This window comes from Streptomyces sp. NPDC055189, assembly GCF_053606765.1.
This window is the reverse complement of sequence record NZ_JBSGSG010000140.1, coordinates 1-15,576: the sequence shown is the minus strand read 5'-3', so window position 1 is coordinate 15,576 and position 15,576 is coordinate 1. Positions and strand designations below refer to the sequence as shown.

Genomic DNA, 15,576 nt, shown 5'->3' with positions numbered 1-15,576 from the left:
GACACAGGATGGTGTCCGGCCGCAGGCCGTCTTGGGCTTGTCGCGCAGTTCCCCGCGCCCCTTCGGGGGCGTTCAGTCGATGCGGGGCTGTTCGCGGCGTTCTGTGGCGGGGGCCGGGGTGGAGCCGCCGGAACCGCCGCCCAGGGGGCCGAAGTTGCCGAGTGCGCCGCCGAGGCCCTTGAGGGCGTCGCCGATTTCGCTGGGCACGATCCAGAGCTTGTTCGCGTCGCCCTCGGCGATCTTCGGGAGCATCTGGAGGTACTGGTACGAGAGGAGCTTCTGGTCCGGGTCTCCGGCGTGGATGGACTCGAAGACCGTACGGATCGCCTGGGCCTCGCCCTCTGCGCGCAGGGCCGCGGCCTTGGCCTCACCTTCGGCGCGCAGGATCGCGGACTGCTTCTCGCCCTCGGCGCGCAGGATCTCCGACTGCCGTACACCTTCGGCCTGGAGGATCGCGGCGCGCTTGTCGCGGTCGGCGCGCATCTGCTTCTCCATCGAGTCCTGGATGGAGGTCGGCGGCTCGATCGCCTTGAGCTCGACGCGGTTGACGCGGATGCCCCACTTGCCGGTGGCCTCGTCGAGGACGCCGCGCAGCGCCGCGTTGATCTCCTCGCGGGAGGTGAGGGTCCGCTCCAGGTCCATGCCACCGATGATGTTGCGCAGGGTGGTGACGGTGAGCTGCTCGATCGCCTGGATGTAGCTGGCCACTTCGTACGTAGCGGCGCGGGCGTCGGTCACCTGGTAGTAGATGACGGTGTCGATGTTCACCACGAGGTTGTCCTGGGTGATCACCGGCTGGGGCGGGAACGGGACGACCTGTTCACGCAGGTCGATGCGGTTGCGGATCGAGTCGATGAACGGGACGACGATGTTCAGGCCCGCGTTCAGCGTTCTGGTGTAGCGGCCGAAGCGCTCGACGATCGCCGCGCTGGCCTGCGGGATGACCTGGATCGTCTTGATCAGGGCGATGAAGACCAGCACCACCAGAATGATCAGGACGATGATGATTGGTTGCATCGTTGCTCCCCGTACCCCTCTTGCCTCGGTGTTCCCCGGAAGATCCGCAGCGCCGGAACGAGCCCGCGAAGATCTTGCTCGTCGAGTCTGTCAGACCCTCGCGCGCCCCGTGGTGCATTCACATGACGATGGCCGTCGCTCCGTCGATCTCGACCACATCCACCTCGCGTCCCGCCTCGTAGCTCTGGTCGGTGTCGAGGGCGCGGGCCGACCAGATCTCGCCGGCGAGTTTGATGCGGCCGCCGGAGGCGTCCACCCGTTCCAGGACGACGGCAGTCTTGCCCTTCAGTGCGTCTACTCCCGTGGCCAGCTTGGGTCCTTGGGCGCGTTGTCGGGCCGCGACGGGGCGCACCACCGCGATGAGCGCGACCGATACCGCGGCGAATACGACGACTTGGAGCACGGTGTCGCCGCCGAGGCCCGCGGTCACGGCGGCCGCGACAGCGCCCACGGAGAGCATGCCGAGCTCCGGCATCGCGGTCAGTACGAGCGGGATTCCGAGCGCGGCGGCGCCGATCAGCCACCACACCCATGCGTCGATGTCCACGTGTTCATGGTAGGACCGCGGGACCGTCCCGCACAGGGCACGTGATCTACCGGCCGGAGCGGGCCCGGCCGTTCACGCCGGTGGTGTCAGCCGAGCGGGAGTCCCTGCGCGCTCCAGCGCTCGCCCCGCTCCTCGACCACCAGGGGCAGTCCGAAGCAGAGGGAGAGGTTGCGGGAGGTCAGTTCGAGCTCCAGCGGGCCCGCGGCCATGATCTTGCCCTGGCGGATCATGAGGACGTGGGTGAAGCCGGGGGCGATCTCCTCGACGTGGTGCGTGACCATGATCATCGAGGGGGCGATCGGGTCGCGGGCGAGGCGGCCGAGACGGCGTACGAGGTCTTCGCGGCCGCCGAGGTCGAGGCCCGCGGCGGGCTCGTCCAGGAGGAGCAGCTCGGGGTCGGTCATCAGGGCGCGCGCGATCAGGGTGCGCTTGCGCTCTCCCTCGGAGAGGGTGCCGAACCTGCGGTCCAGGTACTCGGTCATGCCGAGGCGGTCGAGGAAGGCGCGGGCGCGCTGCTCGTCGACCTCTTCGTAGTCCTCGTGCCAGCCGGCGGTCATGCCGTACGCGGCCGTGAGCACCGTCTGGAGGACGGTCTGGCGCTTGGGCAGCTTCTCGGCCATCGCGATGCCGGCGACGCCGATGCGCGGGCGGAGCTCGAAGACGTCCGTGCCGGGCTTGCCGAGGGTCTCGCCGAGGATGGTGGCGGTGCCGGTGCTCGGGTGCAGGTAGCTGGACGCGACGTTCAGGAGGGTGGTCTTTCCGGCGCCGTTCGGTCCGAGGATGACCCAGCGCTCACCCTCCTTGACCGACCAGGAGACCTGGTCCACCAGAGCCCGGCCCTCGCGGACAACGGATACGTCCTCCAGCTCCAGTACATCGCTCATGAGCGCGTTGTCTCCCATTGCAGTCTCGGCTGTCGCTTGCGCCTGTGGACGCAGTCCCCTGGGAGAAAACCTACGCCACCGGTCGAGCGCTCCAGTCCTTAGCCCGGTCCTTAGGCTGTACGCATGCTCTCGGAACCACGCTCAGGACGCTTGGCAGCATGGGGAAATGCCCTTCTTGCCGGACTTGTCTCGCCGGACGACGCGGTGCTCGCCATGGTCGGCGACGACGCCGTGCACCGTGTCGAAGGCCTCCCCGGCGAGTCGGGGCCCGTCGGTCTCACGCTCGCCCTCGGAAGACTGCGCACGCTCGGGGTGACCGGGCTGCGGGTGGCGCTGCCCGCGCCGGGGCATCCGCTCGGCCTGAGCGGGCCGCCCGCCTTCAACGCGCGGGCCCTGGATGCCGAGGAGGCGGTCGTCGCCTACGGGGCTCCTTACGGGTTGGTGCCCGAGGTGTCCGAGGCGGGACCCGCGGGCGATGTGCACGTGGAGGTCCTCTGGCACTGCCTGCCGGTACGGGAGGCACCGCCCGCCGACGTTCCCTCGCTGGGCGAGGCGGAGCGCGAACTCGCCGAGGCGCTGCGGGATGCGACGGAGGTGCTCTCGCGGCTCGACGTCGCGGGCTCGGGGCCGGTCGCCGAGGCGGCGGTGGACGCGTACCGGGCGCGGGCCGAGCGCGGGCGCGAGGTGCTCGCGCCGGGATACCCGCCACGTGCGGTACGGGTCTTGGAGCTGGCCCAGCGGGTCGGCCTGCTGATCTCGGTGGCGTACGAGAACGGCCACGGCGGGGCCGTGAGCGCCTCGGAGATGGCCGCGCGGGGTGAGGCGCTGCGTCCGGTCGAACGGACGGCACGGCGGGCACAGGTGGCCGCGTACAACGCGTATGTGGAGGAGCGGGAGCGGTAGCCCTGCGGGGCCTGAGCGGTAATTGGGGTGGCCCTGTGGCAGCCGCTGCGCGGCCGGGCGGTGTCGGGGGTGGGGGCGCTTCGTCTTTGGCCGCGGGCGCTTCGTGGCTTGGCGCGCAGTTCCCCGCACCCCTGAAGGGCGCAAGACCGGCCCCCCGGATCAAGCCGGGAGGCCGGTGGTCACTGCTGCGGGCGTCGGTCAGACGTTGACGCCGTCGTTCCCGAAGGCCGGGTTGAGGGCACCGATGACGGACACGGTGTTGCCCACGGCGTTCACGGGGATGTGCACCGGCGCCTGGACGAGGTTGCCCGAGCCGACGCCGGGCGAGTTGACGGCCTTGCCGCCCGCGTGCGCACCGTCCGTGGCGGAGGCGAGACCGGCACCGGCGACGACGAGGCCACCCGCCACCATCGTGACAGCAGCGGCCTTCTTCAGGTTCTTCACTTCTGGGTCCTCCTAAGCGATCGCTGCGGCCAGCCGCCGCAGCACACTGGAGAACGGCCGGGCGGCTCACAGGTTGCGCCGAACGGGGGACATCCACACGACGGTATGAATCTCAGACCGGAATGCATCCGTCCGCTCTGCCGGTTGACGGAGTGCGCAGAAACGTTAATCAGCCGGTCACACCATGTCGTACGGCCCACAGGGCGGCCTGGGTGCGGTCGGCGAGGTCCAGCTTCATCAGGATGTTCGAGACATGGGTCTTGACGGTCTTCTCGGAGAGCACGAGCGCACGCGCGATCTCGCGGTTCGAGCGGCCGTCGGCGATGAGGCCGAGGACCTCGCGCTCCCGCTCGGTGAGCGAACCGCCTCTCCCCTGGCCGCTGTTGGACTCCTCCTGGGACAGCAGCGCCCCCGCCACCTCGGGCTGGAGGAGCACATGGCCCGCGTGCACGGAACGGATGGCGCCGGCCAGGGCCTCCGGGTCCACGTCCTTGTAGACATACCCGGCGGCGCCCGCGCGCAGGGCCGGGACGACCGTGCGTTTCTCGGTGAAGCTGGTGACGATGAGCACGCGCGCGGGGTTGGCCAGTTCGCGGAGCTTGCGCAGTGCCTCGACCCCGTCCATGCCCGGCATCTTGACGTCCATGAGGACGACGTCCGGTTTCAGCTTCTCGGCCTGCTCGACCCCTTCGATGCCGTCCGACGCCTCGCCCACGACCTCGATGTCGTCCTGCACCTCGAGGAACGTACGCAGACCGCGGCGGACCACCTGGTGGTCGTCGACCAGCAGCACCCGGATCCCTGTCTTCGGATGGAACACAGCGTCAGCCACCGGGAACCTCCATCTCGATCGTCGTGCCCTTGCCGGGCTCCGATTCCACGGTCAGCCGTCCGCCGACCCCGCCTGCCCGGTCCCGCATGGAGACCAGGCCCAAGTGCCGCCCCGCGCGGCGGATCGCCCGCGGGTCGAAGCCGCTGCCGTCGTCCGTGACGCGCAGCACGGCGCCCGCTCCGCGCCTCACCAGGGTCACGCCGACGCGCTCCGCTCCGGAGTGGCGCAAGGCGTTGTGCAGTGCCTCCTGGGCGACGCGCAGCATCGCTTCCTCCTGGGCCGCGGGCAGGGCGCGCACCGCGCAGCTCTCGAAGGTGACTTCGGCGGAGTGCGCGCGGTCCAGGACCTGGGTGTGCGTGCGCAAGGTGGCCACCAGGCCGTCCTCGTCCAGGGCGGCGGGGCGCAACTCCACCACTGCGGCGCGCAGTTCGTCGGCGGCCTCGGCCGCGAGCACGGCCACCTGCTGGAGTTCGCCCTTGGCGCGCGCCGGGTCGCGGTCCACCAGGGCGGTCGCGGCCTGGGCCGTCAGGCGCAGCGAGAAGAGCTTCTGGCTGACGGCGTCGTGCAGTTCGTGCGCGAGGCGCGAACGCTCCTCGGCGATGGTCAGTTCGCGGCTGCGCTCATAGAGCCGGGCGTTCGTGAGGGCGATCGCGGCGTGCTGGGCGAGGATCGTCAGGAGCTCTTCGTCGTCGGCGGTGAAGCCGCAACCGCCCTGCGGCTTGGCGCACTTCTTGTTGGCGAGGAAGAGCGCGCCGAGTGTCTCGTCCCCGGACCGGATCGGCAGGCCAAGGAAGTCGGACATGTCGGGGTGGGCGGACGGCCAGCCCTCGAAGCGCGGGTCCTCGCGGACGTCGGCGAGGCGCTCGGGCTCGGCCTTGTGCAGCATCGCGGCGAGGATGCCGTGCTGGCGGGGCAGCGGGCCGATGGCGCGCCACTGCTCCTCGCTGACGCCGTCCACGACGAACTGGGCGAATCCGCCGTGGTCGTCCGGGACGCCGAGCGCCGCATACTCCGCGTCGAGCAGCTCGCGGGCGGAGGCGACGATCGTCTTGAGGACGTCGCGCACCTCGAGCTGCCTGCTCATGGCGAGAAGCGCGGAGCTCACCGCGTTCAGGCCGGACCGGTGTCCTTGACTCATGGCCTTACGGTACCGGCGGGGTGTGACAGTGCGTATCGGACCTGTGGCGGCCACCGCCTAGGGCCGCGGGCGTAGGCCGAAGGACCCCTCGCCGTTGCGGCCCGCGCACGAGGCGCCGGCGGCGGGTCCGTTCCTAGCGTGGAGTTCATCCGCTGGAGAAGCGGCTGCCAGGGCGACCCGAGGGGACGGATGTCATGCCGGTAGCGATCATCACGGGGGCTTCGAAGGGACTGGGCCGTGCGCTGGGGGCGGCGCTCGCGGGGCGTGGCTGGGATCTGGTGCTCGACGCGAGAACAGCCTCCGTACTGGAGGAGTCCGCACGGGATCTGGCGAAGCTCGGCACGCGCGTGGAGGCTGTCGCCGGGGATGTCACGGATGCCGGGCACCGGGCGGATCTGGTGGCCGCGGCGCGCGGGCTGGGCGGTCTCGATCTGCTGGTGAACAACGCGAGCGCACTGGGCGCGGAGCCTCTCGTACGCCTTGAGGAGCTCACGCCCGACGGGTTGCGGCAGGCTCTGGAGACCAATGTGGTGGCCGCTCTGGGGCTGGTCCGGGAGGCGCTTCCCTTGTTGCGGGCCTCGGGGGCGGGGGCCGTGGTCGACGTCAGTTCCGATGCGGCCGTCGAGGCGTACGAGACGTGGGGCGGGTACGGGGCGTCCAAGGCCGCTCTTGATCAGCTGTCGGCAGTCCTCGCCGTGGAGGAGCCGGGGATCAGGGTGTGGGCGGTCGACCCCGGCGACATGCGGACCGATCTCTACGAAGCGGCCGTTCCGGACGACGACGCCTCGGGGCGGCCGTTGCCCGGGACGGCGGTGCCCGCCTTCCTGCGGCTGCTCGACGAGCGTCCGGCGAGCGGGCGGTACGCCGCTTCTTCTCTGCTGGACCCGGCCGGCTCTTTCTCCCCGGACGCCCGATGACGCTCGCCGTGCGGGTGCCGGAGGAGCTGGCCGCCCGGGTCCCCGTCGAGCAGCGGGGCCAGGGCCTTGGCAGGGACGCGGTGCGGCTGCTCGTTTCGCGCGGGACGGCGGTGTCGCATCACGCGTTCGCCGACCTGCCCTCGCTGCTGCGGGCCGGGGACCTGCTGATCGTGAACACCTCGCCGACCCTGCCCGCCGCGATCGACGCGACCGCCGGGCACGCGCGCGTGGTGGTGCACTTCTCGACGCGGGGCGACGACGGACGGTGGGCCGTCGAGTTGCGCGAACCGGACGGACGGGGCACCACGCGTGCGCGTGCGGGCGGGCCCGCGGGTTCAGTCGTGCGGCTCCCCGGAGACGTACGCCTCGTCCTGGAGGAGCCGCTTGCGCCGGGGAGCGGACGGCTGTGGTGGGCCAGGGTGCCGGCCGATGTGCCGTCACTGCTGCGGCGGCACGGGCGTCCCATCCGTTACTCCTATACGGAGAGGGACCAGCCGCTCTCCGCCCACCAGACGGTGTTCGCGCTGCCCTCGGCCGACGGGACGGGCAGCGCGGAGATGCCGAGCGCGGCCCGGCCGTTCACCGCGGGCCTGGTGGCACGCCTGGTGAGCCGGGGCGTGCAGTTCGCGCCGGTCACCCTGCACACGGGGGTGGCGTCTCCCGAGGCGCACGAGCCGCCGTATCCCGAGCTCTTCGAGGTGCCCGAGGCCTCGGCTCGGCTGGTCAACGCCGCTCGGGCGGGCGGCGGACGCGTCATCGCGGTCGGTACGACGGCCGTGCGCGCCGTCGAGTCCGCCACGGGCCCCGACGGGGTGGTCCGGGCGGCAGCGGGCCGTACGGAGCTCGTGGTGACGCCGGAGCGGGGCGTGCGTGTGGTGGACGGGCTGCTCACCGGGCTGCACGAGCCGCAGGCCTCGCATCTGCTGATGCTGGAGGCGGTCGCGGGCCGGGCCGCCGTCGACCGGGGTTATGCGGAGGCGGTACGCCGTCTCTACCTGTGGCACGAGTTCGGCGACGTCCATCTCCTCCTAGCGGAGGAGTTTGCTCACTCAGAGAGTTGCGACGGCAACCGTTGGTGAGGTTGTTACGCGTTCGCTGTGAGCCCGCGCATAGGGCGCACGTCACGTACGAAGTCTCCTAGTGGAGGAGATATCCCTTTATGCGCATGGGGTGCAATGCGGTCAAAGCACACAGCGCACCCCCTGATCCACTACCCGGCTTCGTACGTCACTGCTTTGCCACAGAATTTTGCGGCCGCTAACAATTGCTCCCGTCGCTCGGCGCCGCGGTCTCGCACCGCGGCGTTTGTGCCGGAGAAGCAATGTCCCCGCCGGCCGGAGCGACCTCCGCTATTCGAAGAGGTCCGTCAGCATGTCCCAGCACACCACCCCTGGTCATAGTCGCCCCGCGCTGACCAAGACCCAGAAGTTCTCGATCGCCGGTGTCGCCACGCTCGGCGCCGCTGCCCTCGCGTTCTCCCTCGTGCCGGGCAGCGCCGATGCCGGAACCCAGGACGTCTCCGCCGCCCCGGTGGCCTTCACGCAGAACGCCGAAGCCCAGCAGACGGTGCACGCCGGCGTCGCGAAGCAGCAGACCAACGCCGACAAGCAGGCCAAGGACGCCGCCGCCGCGAAGGCGAAGGCCGAGGCCGACGCCGCCGCGAAGAAGCGGGCCGACGAGGAGGCCGCGGCCAAGAAGAAGGCCGAGGACGAGCGCAAGGCCAAGGAAGCCGCGAGCCGTGCCGCCGCGCGCAAGCCGGTCTACGCCAACAACCTCGACGGCTGGATCCGCCAGTCCCTGGACATCATGAAGTCCAAGGGCATCCCCGGTTCCTACGAGGGCCTGCACCGCAACATCATCCGCGAGTCCGCGGGTGACCCGAACGCCAAGAACGGCTGGGACATCAACGCCATCAACGGCACCCCGTCCGTCGGCCTGCTCCAGGTCATCCAGCCCACGTTCGACGCGTACCACGTCGAGGGCACGTCCACGAACATCCTCGACCCGGTCGCCAACATCACGGCCGCGGCCAACTACGCCGCCGACCGGTACGGCTCGATGGACAACGTGAACAGCGCCTACTGAGCCTGATCTCCTGATCAACGGACCTCTTCGCCGAGGCTCGACAGACGCCGAAGGGCGGCACCCCCGTGGGGGTGCCGCCCTTCTCGTCTGCCTACGCGCGGCTGCCTGTCGGGCAGCGGCTTACTTGCGCATGACCTCCGGCTCGTGGCGGCGCAGCAGTCGTGCGACCGCGAAGCCGCAGGCGATGCCGATCAGGAGCAGGATCGTGATGTTCATGCCCCACTGGCCCGCCGAGTGCTCCCACAGCGGGTCGAGGTCGTTCGGCTTCTTCGGGTCCCACGGCGGCATGAGGTGCGCGAGGTCCAGCGTGGAGCCGGCGCCGGCGATGGCCCAGCGCGAGGGCATCAGCCAGGCGAACTGCTCAAGGCCCGGCGAGCCGTAGACCTGGAAGAGCACGCCGGTGAAGACGACCTGGACGATCGCGAACATCACCAGGAGCGGCATGGTCTTCTCGGAGGTCTTCACCAGCGAGGAGATGACCAGGCCGAACATCATCGAGGTGAAGCCCAGGGCGATGATGACCAGGCAGATCTCGACGGCCGGGGGCATGATCAGGCCCTCCGCCGGCATGTCGCGGGTCGCGAAGCCGATGCCGCAGATGATGACGCCCTGGAAGGCCGTGATCACGCCGAGGACGATGACCTTGGACATCAGGTACGCCGAGCGGGAGAGGCCGGTGGCCCGTTCCCGTTCGTAGATGACCCGTTCCTTGATCAGCTCTCGTACGGAGTTGGCCGCTCCGGAGAAGCACATGCCGACCGCGAGGATCAGCATGATCGTTCCGGCATCGCCGTTGAACTTGACGGGTGGCTTGGGCGGGCCGAGCCCGAAGTCGGCCGGGATGACGACGCTGACGATGCCGAGGACCGCCGGCAGGATCACCATCAGGCCCATGAAGCCCTTGTCGGAGGCGATCACCGAGGTGTAGCGGCGGATCAGGGTCCACAGCTGTGAGCCCCAGCCCTGCGGCTTGGGCGGCCTGATCGCCTGCGGCGGCGGCATGTGGACCGACTGCGCGGCCACGGCGTCGATGTCGGCGGCGTACATCTGGTAGTGCTGCGAGCCCTTCCAGCGGCCCGCCCAGTCGTAGTCGCGGTAGTTCTCGAACGCCGAGAAGACGTCCGCCCACGTCTGGTAGCCGAAGAAGTTGAGCGCTTCCTCCGGCGGACCGAAGTACGCGACCGAGCCGCCGGGCGCCATCACCAGAAGCTTGTCGCAGATCGCCAGCTCGGCGACCGAGTGCGTGACGACCAGGACCGTACGGCCGTCGTCGGCGAGACCGCGCAGGAGCTGCATGACGTCGCGGTCCATGCCCGGGTCGAGGCCGGAGGTCGGCTCGTCCAGGAAGATCAGCGACGGCTTGGTGAGGAGCTCCAGGGCCACCGACACACGCTTGCGCTGGCCACCGGAGAGGGAGGTGACCTTCTTCTCCTTGTGGATGTCCAGCTTGAGTTCGCGCAGCACCTCGTCGATGCGCTGCTCGCGCTCCTGCTCGCTGGTGTCCGAGGGGAAGCGCAGCTTGGCGGCGTACTTGAGGGCCTTCTTGACGGTCAGTTCCTTGTGCAGGATGTCGTCCTGCGGGACCAGACCGATGCGCTGGCGCAGCTCGGCGAACTGCTTGTAGAGGTTCCGGTTGTCGTAGAGGACGTCACCCTTGTTGGCGGGCCGGTAGCCGGTGAGCGCCTTGAGTAGGGTGGACTTTCCGGAGCCCGAGGGGCCGATGACCGCGATGAGCGACTTCTCCGGGACGCCGAAGGAGACGTCCTTGAGGATGTCCTTGCCGCCGTCGACCGTCACCGTCAGGTGGCGGGCGGAGAAGGAGATCTCGCCGGTGTCGACGAACTCCTCGAGGCGGTCGCCGACGAGCCGGAACGTCGAGTGGCCGACGCTGACGATGTCGTTCGGGCCGATGAGGGCCGTGCCCGACTTCGCGACCGGCTGGCCGTTGATGTACGTGCCGTTGTGCGAGCCGAGGTCGTGGATCTCGAAGCGGCCGTCCGGAGTGGCCGTGAACTCGGCGTGGTGACGCGAGACCTGGAGGTCGGAGACGACCAGTTCGTTCTCCAGGGCGCGGCCGATGCGCATCTTCCGGCCGAGCGCGAGCTGGTGGAACGTGGTCGGGCTGCGGTCGCCGTAGACCGGCGGGGCCCCCGCGGCACCGCCGGAACCCGCACCGGGACCCTGCTGCTGCGGGACCCGGGGTTGCTGAGGCTGCTGGTGCTGGGCCTGCTGTTGCGGCTGCGGCCAGCCCTGCTGCTGGGGCATCTGCTGTTGCGGCTGGTGCTGCGGCGCCTGCTGCTGGGGTGCCTGAGCGGCCCAGCCGGGTCCGCCCTGCTGCTGCGCGTGGTGCTGCGGTGCCTGGTGTTGCGGCGCCTGATGGGCCGGTGCCTGCTGAGCGGCCTGCTGCGGTGCGGACACGGCGGCGGCGCCCGGCGCACTTCCGGACACATTCAGCCGCGGACCGTCGGTCGCGTTGCCGAGGTTCACGGCCGAGCCGGGACCGATTTCCATCTGATGGATCCGCTGGCCCTGCACAAAGGTGCCGTTGGTGCTGCCGTGGTCCTCGATGACCCAAGTGCGGCCGCTCCAGCTGATCGTGGCATGACGCCAGGACACTCTGGCGTCGTCGAGCGCGAGATCTCCCTGCGGATCACGTCCGAGGGTGTACGACCTGGACGGATCGAGCGTCCAGGTCCTTCCATTCAATTCCAGTACGAGTTCCGGCACTCCAGCCCCACTGAGTTGTCCCCCGAGCTAGCCCCCGTCATGGGGAGTCTAGGGATGTCGAACATCGGGAGGAACTATTTCAGGCGGAGGCCTCTGACCGAAAGTCGGGCCTTGTGAAGACTGCGTACGGGCCTCCGTGACCGCCCCGTTGACGGGGCAGAAACCGCCCCGGAGAGTAGTAACCGCCCATGAGTGCATACGGATCATGCGCATTGCGCACATCTCGTGTGAATAGGGCTACGCGGTGCGAGTCGGGGGGGTCCTGATGGAGACCGGCGGGAAGCGGGCCGAAGGCCGGGGCGTGCGGTGGGGCGATGTGCTGCTCTCCGCGATAGCCGCCGTGAGCTGGGCTCTTGTCGGCATGGCCGGCACAGCGGCGCTCGGCCTGCATCTGCTCGGCGCGGACGCGGTGGCATCGCTGGGGCCGATGACGGCTGCCGTGGTGGCGCTCGGCGCCGGCGGCTCGGTCACCCCGTCCGGCGACGTGTCGGCATTCGGCCTCGAAGGGGCCGAGGCGACCACCGCGATCGATGTCGCACCGCTGGGTGTCGGGCTCGCGGGCGCGGTACTCCTTGCGTATTTTTTCCTACGTTCCCTGCGTGGAGCGGGAGTTGTGATCTCCCCCGCCGAACTTGCGGCGCGGGCCGGTGCGGTGATCGTCCTCTTTGTGGCGACGCTCGGAGGGCTCGCCTGGGCGGGTCACGACATCATCACGATCAAGGGCGACCAGCTGGGGATCGGCCAGGGCATCGACAAAGGGATCGACCAGCTCCCGGACGACATCACGGACAAACTGCCCGACGGGCTCGGTGACATCGGTGGTGCGCTGCCCGATCGTCTCGGTGATCTCGCGAACGCGAAGGCGGACGTCGGCTTCACGGTGGACACGGTCCCGACGCTGCTCGGCGGGGCCGTGTGGGTGCTCGTCGTCCTGCTGATCGCGCTGCTCGCCTCGCGTCGCACGCCGCTGCCGCGCGGGTGGGACGTCGTGCACCGTGTGGTGCGCCCCGCCTCGTCCGCGCTGGTCACGGTCATGCTCGTGGCGGTGCTCGCCGGGCTCGCGGCGGCTCTGTACGCGATGATCGGCGACGCCCATCCCAAGCGGATCGCGGGCGCCGCGCTGCTCGGGGCGCCGAACGGGGTGTGGCTCGGGGTGCCGATCGGGCTCTTCGTGCCGTGGGACGGCGAGGCGACGGGGCAGCTGGCGAAGCTCCTGCCGGATCCGGTGGACGACCTGCTGACCGGGTCCGGCTCATCGGGGAGCGAGCCGGTGACACTGGGGCGGCTCGCGGAACTGGACAGCCGGGTGTGGCTGCTCGGCGTGGCGGCGGCCCTGATGATCCTGTTCGCCGGGGTGCTCACGGCTGTCCGTACTCCTTACGTACGTGGCGAGACGGGCTCCCTGCGGTTCGCGGGGCAGTGTGCGGTGCGGCTCGGTGCGGTGACGGCGCTCGGGCTGCCGTTGCTGGTGTGGCTGACGGGGGTCTCCGCGGATGCCTCCCTCTCGGTACTGGGCTTCGACGCGTTCGGGGCGGGCATCGAGCTGCACGGGGAACTGGGCATGGCGTTCATCCTCGGTGCGGTGTGGGGTGCGGGGGCGGGTGCGGTGGGGGCGTTGCTCGCTGTGGCGAGCGGGGCCGCGGGGGGGCGGGTTTCGGTGCTTGCGCGTGCGGGAGGAGGGGCGGAGGTGGCGCCGCCGGGGCAGGCGGGGGTTGCGGCCGGGGCTGCGGGGGGCTCTGGGGCTGGCGGGGCTGGCGGGGCTGGCGGGGCTGGCGGGGCTGGCGGGGCTGGCGGGGCTGCTGGACCGTACAGCCCGAGCGCGCCTTTCCGGCCCTCGAACCCAGACACCAACCCCTATCTCCGGCCGCCCCGCGATGTCTCCGGGGCGCCGACGGTGATGGGGCCGGTCACTCCGCCGCCTCCGCGGCCTCCGCAGCCGAAGCGGCGGTCCCGCTCGTCGGACGAGGGTGAATGGCCGCCGCCGCCTCCTCCTCCGCCGCCGCCACCGGCACCGCCGGGGTCCGGCCCTCGGGGAGGCCGGGGGCGGTAGGCCTCGGCGGGGTGTTCCTGTACCGCCGCTTCGCGACGGATGTCTCCCACCCACCCACCCGATCACCCGGCGTCGGATGGGGGTGTCGACGCCGCGGGATAACAGGCGGGAGGCAGAAGGGAGGGACACCGGCCGCGGGGGAAACGGGGGGTAGATGGGTGGGTGGGAGAACTCCGGAAGGGCTGTCAGCAGGTGCCGGACGGAGAGAACGAGCAGGCGCAGACCGAGGGGGCACTCACCGTCACGGGGAAATCGGGCGGGTGGGAGGGAGAAGCCCTGGCGGGGCGGACACCGTCACGGGGCAACCGGCAGGCGGGCGGGAGAACCCCGCAAGGGCCGTCAGCAGATGCCGGGCGGAGACGACGAGCGGGTGATGGGAGGACCCCGGCGCAGACCGACGGGGCAGTGACCGCCACCGGGCAATCGGGCGGGTGGGAGGGAGAGCCCCGGCGGAGCGGACACCGTCACGGGGCAACGGGCGGGTGGGCGGGGGAACCCCGCCGGGACGGACACCGTCGCGAGGCAACCGGCGGGCGGGACAACCCCCGCCGGGGCGGACACCGTCGCGGGGCAATCGGGTGGGTGGGTGGGAGAGCCCCCGGCGGGGCAACGCGCCGCCGGGGCGAAGGAGAGTTCCGGTGAGGGGCGGTGGAGAGGTGGCGGCCCGCGGCGGAGTAGGTGTCCGGCACGCGGACCACCCCGGCGGGTGGGAGACGCCGCCGGATACGGTGGCCTCACCATGAGCGCTCCTCATCACCCGCAGCCCGCCGACGTCCCCACGCTCCTCGTCAAGATCTTCGGCAAGGACCGCCCCGGAATCACCGCAGGGCTCTTCGACACCCTCGCCGCCTACTCCGTCGACGTCGTCGACATCGAGCAGGTCGTCACCCGTGGCCGCATAGTGCTGTGCGCGCTCGTGACCGAGCCGCCGGCCGGTCTGGAGGGCGACCTGCGATCCACCGTGCACAGCTGGGCCGACTCCCTGAAGATGCAGGCCGAGATCATCTCGGGCATCGGCGACAACCGCCCGCGTGGCCTCGGCCGTTCCCACGTCACCGTGCTCGGCCACCCCCTCACCGCCGAGTCGACGGCCTCCATCGCCGCCAGCATCACCGCGACCGGCGGCAACATCGACCGTATCTTCCGGCTCGCCAAGTACCCGGTCACCGCAGTGGAGTTCGCCGTCTCCGGTACGGAGACCGAGCCGCTGCGCACCGCCCTCGCCCTCGAGGCGGCGAAGCTCGGCGTGGACGTCGCCGTCGTCGCGGCGGGCCTGCACCGCCGTGCCCAGCGGCTCGTCGTGATGGACGTCGACTCGACCCTCATCCAGGACGAGGTGATCGAACTCTTCGCCGCGCACGCCGGATGCGAGGACAAGGTCGCCGAGGTGACCGCGGCCGCGATGCGCGGCGACCTGGACTTCGAGCAGTCCCTGCACGCCCGGGTGGAGCTCCTCGCCGGGCTCGACGCCGAGGTCGTCGAAAAGGTCCGCTCCGAGGTCCGCCTCACCCCGGGCGCCCGCACGCTGATCCGTACGCTCAAGCGCCTCGGCTACCAAGTGGGCGTCGTATCGGGCGGGTTCACCCAGGTCACCGACGATCTGCAGGAACGTCTCGGCCTCGACTTCGCCCAGGCCAACACCCTGGAGATCGTCGACGGCAAGCTCACCGGCAAGGTGACCGGCGAGATCGTGGACCGCGCGGGCAAGGCCCGGCTGCTGCGCCGCTTCGCCGAAGAGGCCGGAGTCCCGCTGGAGCAGACCGTCGCGATCGGCGACGGCGCCAACGACCTCGACATGCTGAACGCGGCCGGTCTCGGTGTCGCCTTCAACGCCAAGCCCGTCGTCCGTCAGGCCGCGCACACCGCGGTGAACGTCCCCTTCCTCGACACCGTCCTCTACCTCCTCGGCGTCACCCGCGAAGAGGTCGAGGCGGCGGACACGCACACCGACTGACGCGCACAGCACACAGCGCGTCGCACGTGCACGTTGCACGTACGGCGATGGGCCCCGGAACTCAGCGGTTCCGGGGCC

At 70.7% G+C, this 15,576-nt stretch carries 13 protein-coding genes; 6 read left to right on the top strand and 7 right to left on the bottom strand.

Annotated elements, in window-relative coordinates; translation table 11 throughout:
- Positions 1–72 precede the first annotated feature (72 nt).
- The 3 genes from ACWFR3_RS44970 to ACWFR3_RS44960 all read right to left on the bottom strand — a co-directional run bounded on the left by ACWFR3_RS44970 (position 73) and on the right by ACWFR3_RS44960 (position 2,448).
- Complete coding sequence (locus ACWFR3_RS44970) at positions 73–1,017, bottom strand: SPFH domain-containing protein (RefSeq protein WP_453740508.1); 945 nt, start codon at positions 1,015–1,017, stop codon at positions 73–75.
- Between the two features lie 118 nt (positions 1,018–1,135).
- On the bottom strand, positions 1,136–1,564 hold the full coding sequence (locus ACWFR3_RS44965; protein WP_453740507.1) for an NfeD family protein: 429 nt from the start codon (positions 1,562–1,564) through the stop codon (positions 1,136–1,138).
- An 86-nt stretch (positions 1,565–1,650) separates the two neighbouring features.
- Positions 1,651–2,448, bottom strand: a complete 798-nt coding sequence (locus tag ACWFR3_RS44960; RefSeq protein ID WP_453740506.1) for an ABC transporter ATP-binding protein — start codon at positions 2,446–2,448, stop codon at positions 1,651–1,653.
- Between the two features lie 123 nt (positions 2,449–2,571).
- On the opposite strand from ACWFR3_RS44960, the gene ACWFR3_RS44955 reads away from it, so the two are divergent.
- Positions 2,572–3,351, top strand: a complete 780-nt coding sequence (locus ACWFR3_RS44955; RefSeq protein ID WP_453740505.1) for a hypothetical protein — start codon at positions 2,572–2,574, stop codon at positions 3,349–3,351.
- A 198-nt stretch (positions 3,352–3,549) separates the two neighbouring features.
- On the opposite strand, the gene chpE is transcribed toward ACWFR3_RS44955, so the two are convergent.
- The 3 genes from chpE to ACWFR3_RS44940 form a co-directional block, all read right to left on the bottom strand.
- Entirely contained in the window at positions 3,550–3,795 is a 246-nt protein-coding gene (gene chpE, locus ACWFR3_RS44950) for a chaplin ChpE (RefSeq protein ID WP_361188067.1), read from the bottom strand.
- A 169-nt stretch (positions 3,796–3,964) separates the two neighbouring features.
- A complete protein-coding gene (locus tag ACWFR3_RS44945; protein WP_453740504.1) occupies positions 3,965–4,627 on the bottom strand; it encodes a response regulator in 663 nt (220 codons plus the stop codon).
- Positions 4,620–5,765 (bottom strand): GAF domain-containing sensor histidine kinase, encoded by a 1,146-nt coding sequence (locus ACWFR3_RS44940; protein ID WP_453740503.1) that lies wholly within the window; start codon positions 5,763–5,765, stop codon positions 4,620–4,622. Before ACWFR3_RS44940 ends, ACWFR3_RS44945 begins: the two co-directional genes overlap by 8 nt.
- Before the next feature lie 194 nt (positions 5,766–5,959).
- Between ACWFR3_RS44940 and ACWFR3_RS44935 the strand changes: the two genes are divergently transcribed.
- The 3 genes from ACWFR3_RS44935 to ACWFR3_RS44925 all read left to right on the top strand — a co-directional run bounded on the left by ACWFR3_RS44935 (position 5,960) and on the right by ACWFR3_RS44925 (position 8,767).
- On the top strand, positions 5,960–6,682 hold the full coding sequence (locus ACWFR3_RS44935) for an SDR family NAD(P)-dependent oxidoreductase (protein ID WP_453740502.1): 723 nt from the start codon (positions 5,960–5,962) through the stop codon (positions 6,680–6,682).
- The gene (locus tag ACWFR3_RS44930; RefSeq protein ID WP_453740501.1) at positions 6,679–7,761 is read left to right on the top strand and encodes an S-adenosylmethionine:tRNA ribosyltransferase-isomerase; all 1,083 of its coding nucleotides are present in this window, start codon (positions 6,679–6,681) and stop codon (positions 7,759–7,761) included. Before ACWFR3_RS44935 ends, ACWFR3_RS44930 begins: the two co-directional genes overlap by 4 nt.
- Positions 7,762–8,053: 292 nt before the next feature.
- A complete protein-coding gene (locus ACWFR3_RS44925) occupies positions 8,054–8,767 on the top strand; it encodes a transglycosylase SLT domain-containing protein (RefSeq protein WP_453740500.1) in 714 nt (237 codons plus the stop codon).
- Positions 8,768–8,887: 120 nt separating this feature from the next.
- Here the strand turns inward: ACWFR3_RS44925 and ACWFR3_RS44920 are convergent, their stop codons facing one another.
- The gene (locus tag ACWFR3_RS44920; protein WP_453740499.1) at positions 8,888–11,494 is read right to left on the bottom strand and encodes an FHA domain-containing protein; all 2,607 of its coding nucleotides are present in this window, start codon (positions 11,492–11,494) and stop codon (positions 8,888–8,890) included.
- Positions 11,495–11,759: 265 nt separating this feature from the next.
- On the opposite strand from ACWFR3_RS44920, the gene ACWFR3_RS44915 reads away from it, so the two are divergent.
- Both ACWFR3_RS44915 and serB read left to right on the top strand, forming a co-directional pair.
- On the top strand, positions 11,760–13,544 hold the full coding sequence (locus ACWFR3_RS44915) for a streptophobe family protein (RefSeq protein WP_453740498.1): 1,785 nt from the start codon (positions 11,760–11,762) through the stop codon (positions 13,542–13,544).
- A 739-nt stretch (positions 13,545–14,283) separates the two neighbouring features.
- Positions 14,284–15,498, top strand: coding sequence for a phosphoserine phosphatase SerB (serB, locus tag ACWFR3_RS44910; protein ID WP_453740497.1), 1,215 nt, complete (start codon positions 14,284–14,286; stop codon positions 15,496–15,498).
- Positions 15,499–15,576 lie beyond the last annotated feature (78 nt).

What these genes read in the sequence shown, in the direction of transcription:
- ACWFR3_RS44970 (WP_453740508.1), bottom strand. Translation starts at nt 1,017, where the DNA reads ATGCAACCAATCATCATCGTCCTGATCATTCTGGTGGTGCTGGTCTTC.
- ACWFR3_RS44960 (WP_453740506.1), bottom strand. Translation starts at nt 2,448, where the DNA reads ATGAGCGATGTACTGGAGCTGGAGGACGTATCCGTTGTCCGCGAGGGC.
- ACWFR3_RS44955 (WP_453740505.1), top strand. Translation starts at nt 2,572, where the DNA reads ATGCTCTCGGAACCACGCTCAGGACGCTTGGCAGCATGGGGAAATGCC.
- ACWFR3_RS44940 (WP_453740503.1), bottom strand. Translation starts at nt 5,765, where the DNA reads ATGAGTCAAGGACACCGGTCCGGCCTGAACGCGGTGAGCTCCGCGCTT.
- ACWFR3_RS44935 (WP_453740502.1), top strand. Translation starts at nt 5,960, where the DNA reads ATGCCGGTAGCGATCATCACGGGGGCTTCGAAGGGACTGGGCCGTGCG.
- ACWFR3_RS44930 (WP_453740501.1), top strand. Translation starts at nt 6,679, where the DNA reads ATGACGCTCGCCGTGCGGGTGCCGGAGGAGCTGGCCGCCCGGGTCCCC.
- ACWFR3_RS44925 (WP_453740500.1), top strand. Translation starts at nt 8,054, where the DNA reads ATGTCCCAGCACACCACCCCTGGTCATAGTCGCCCCGCGCTGACCAAG.
- ACWFR3_RS44915 (WP_453740498.1), top strand. Translation starts at nt 11,760, where the DNA reads ATGGAGACCGGCGGGAAGCGGGCCGAAGGCCGGGGCGTGCGGTGGGGC.
- serB (WP_453740497.1), top strand. Translation starts at nt 14,284, where the DNA reads ATGAGCGCTCCTCATCACCCGCAGCCCGCCGACGTCCCCACGCTCCTC.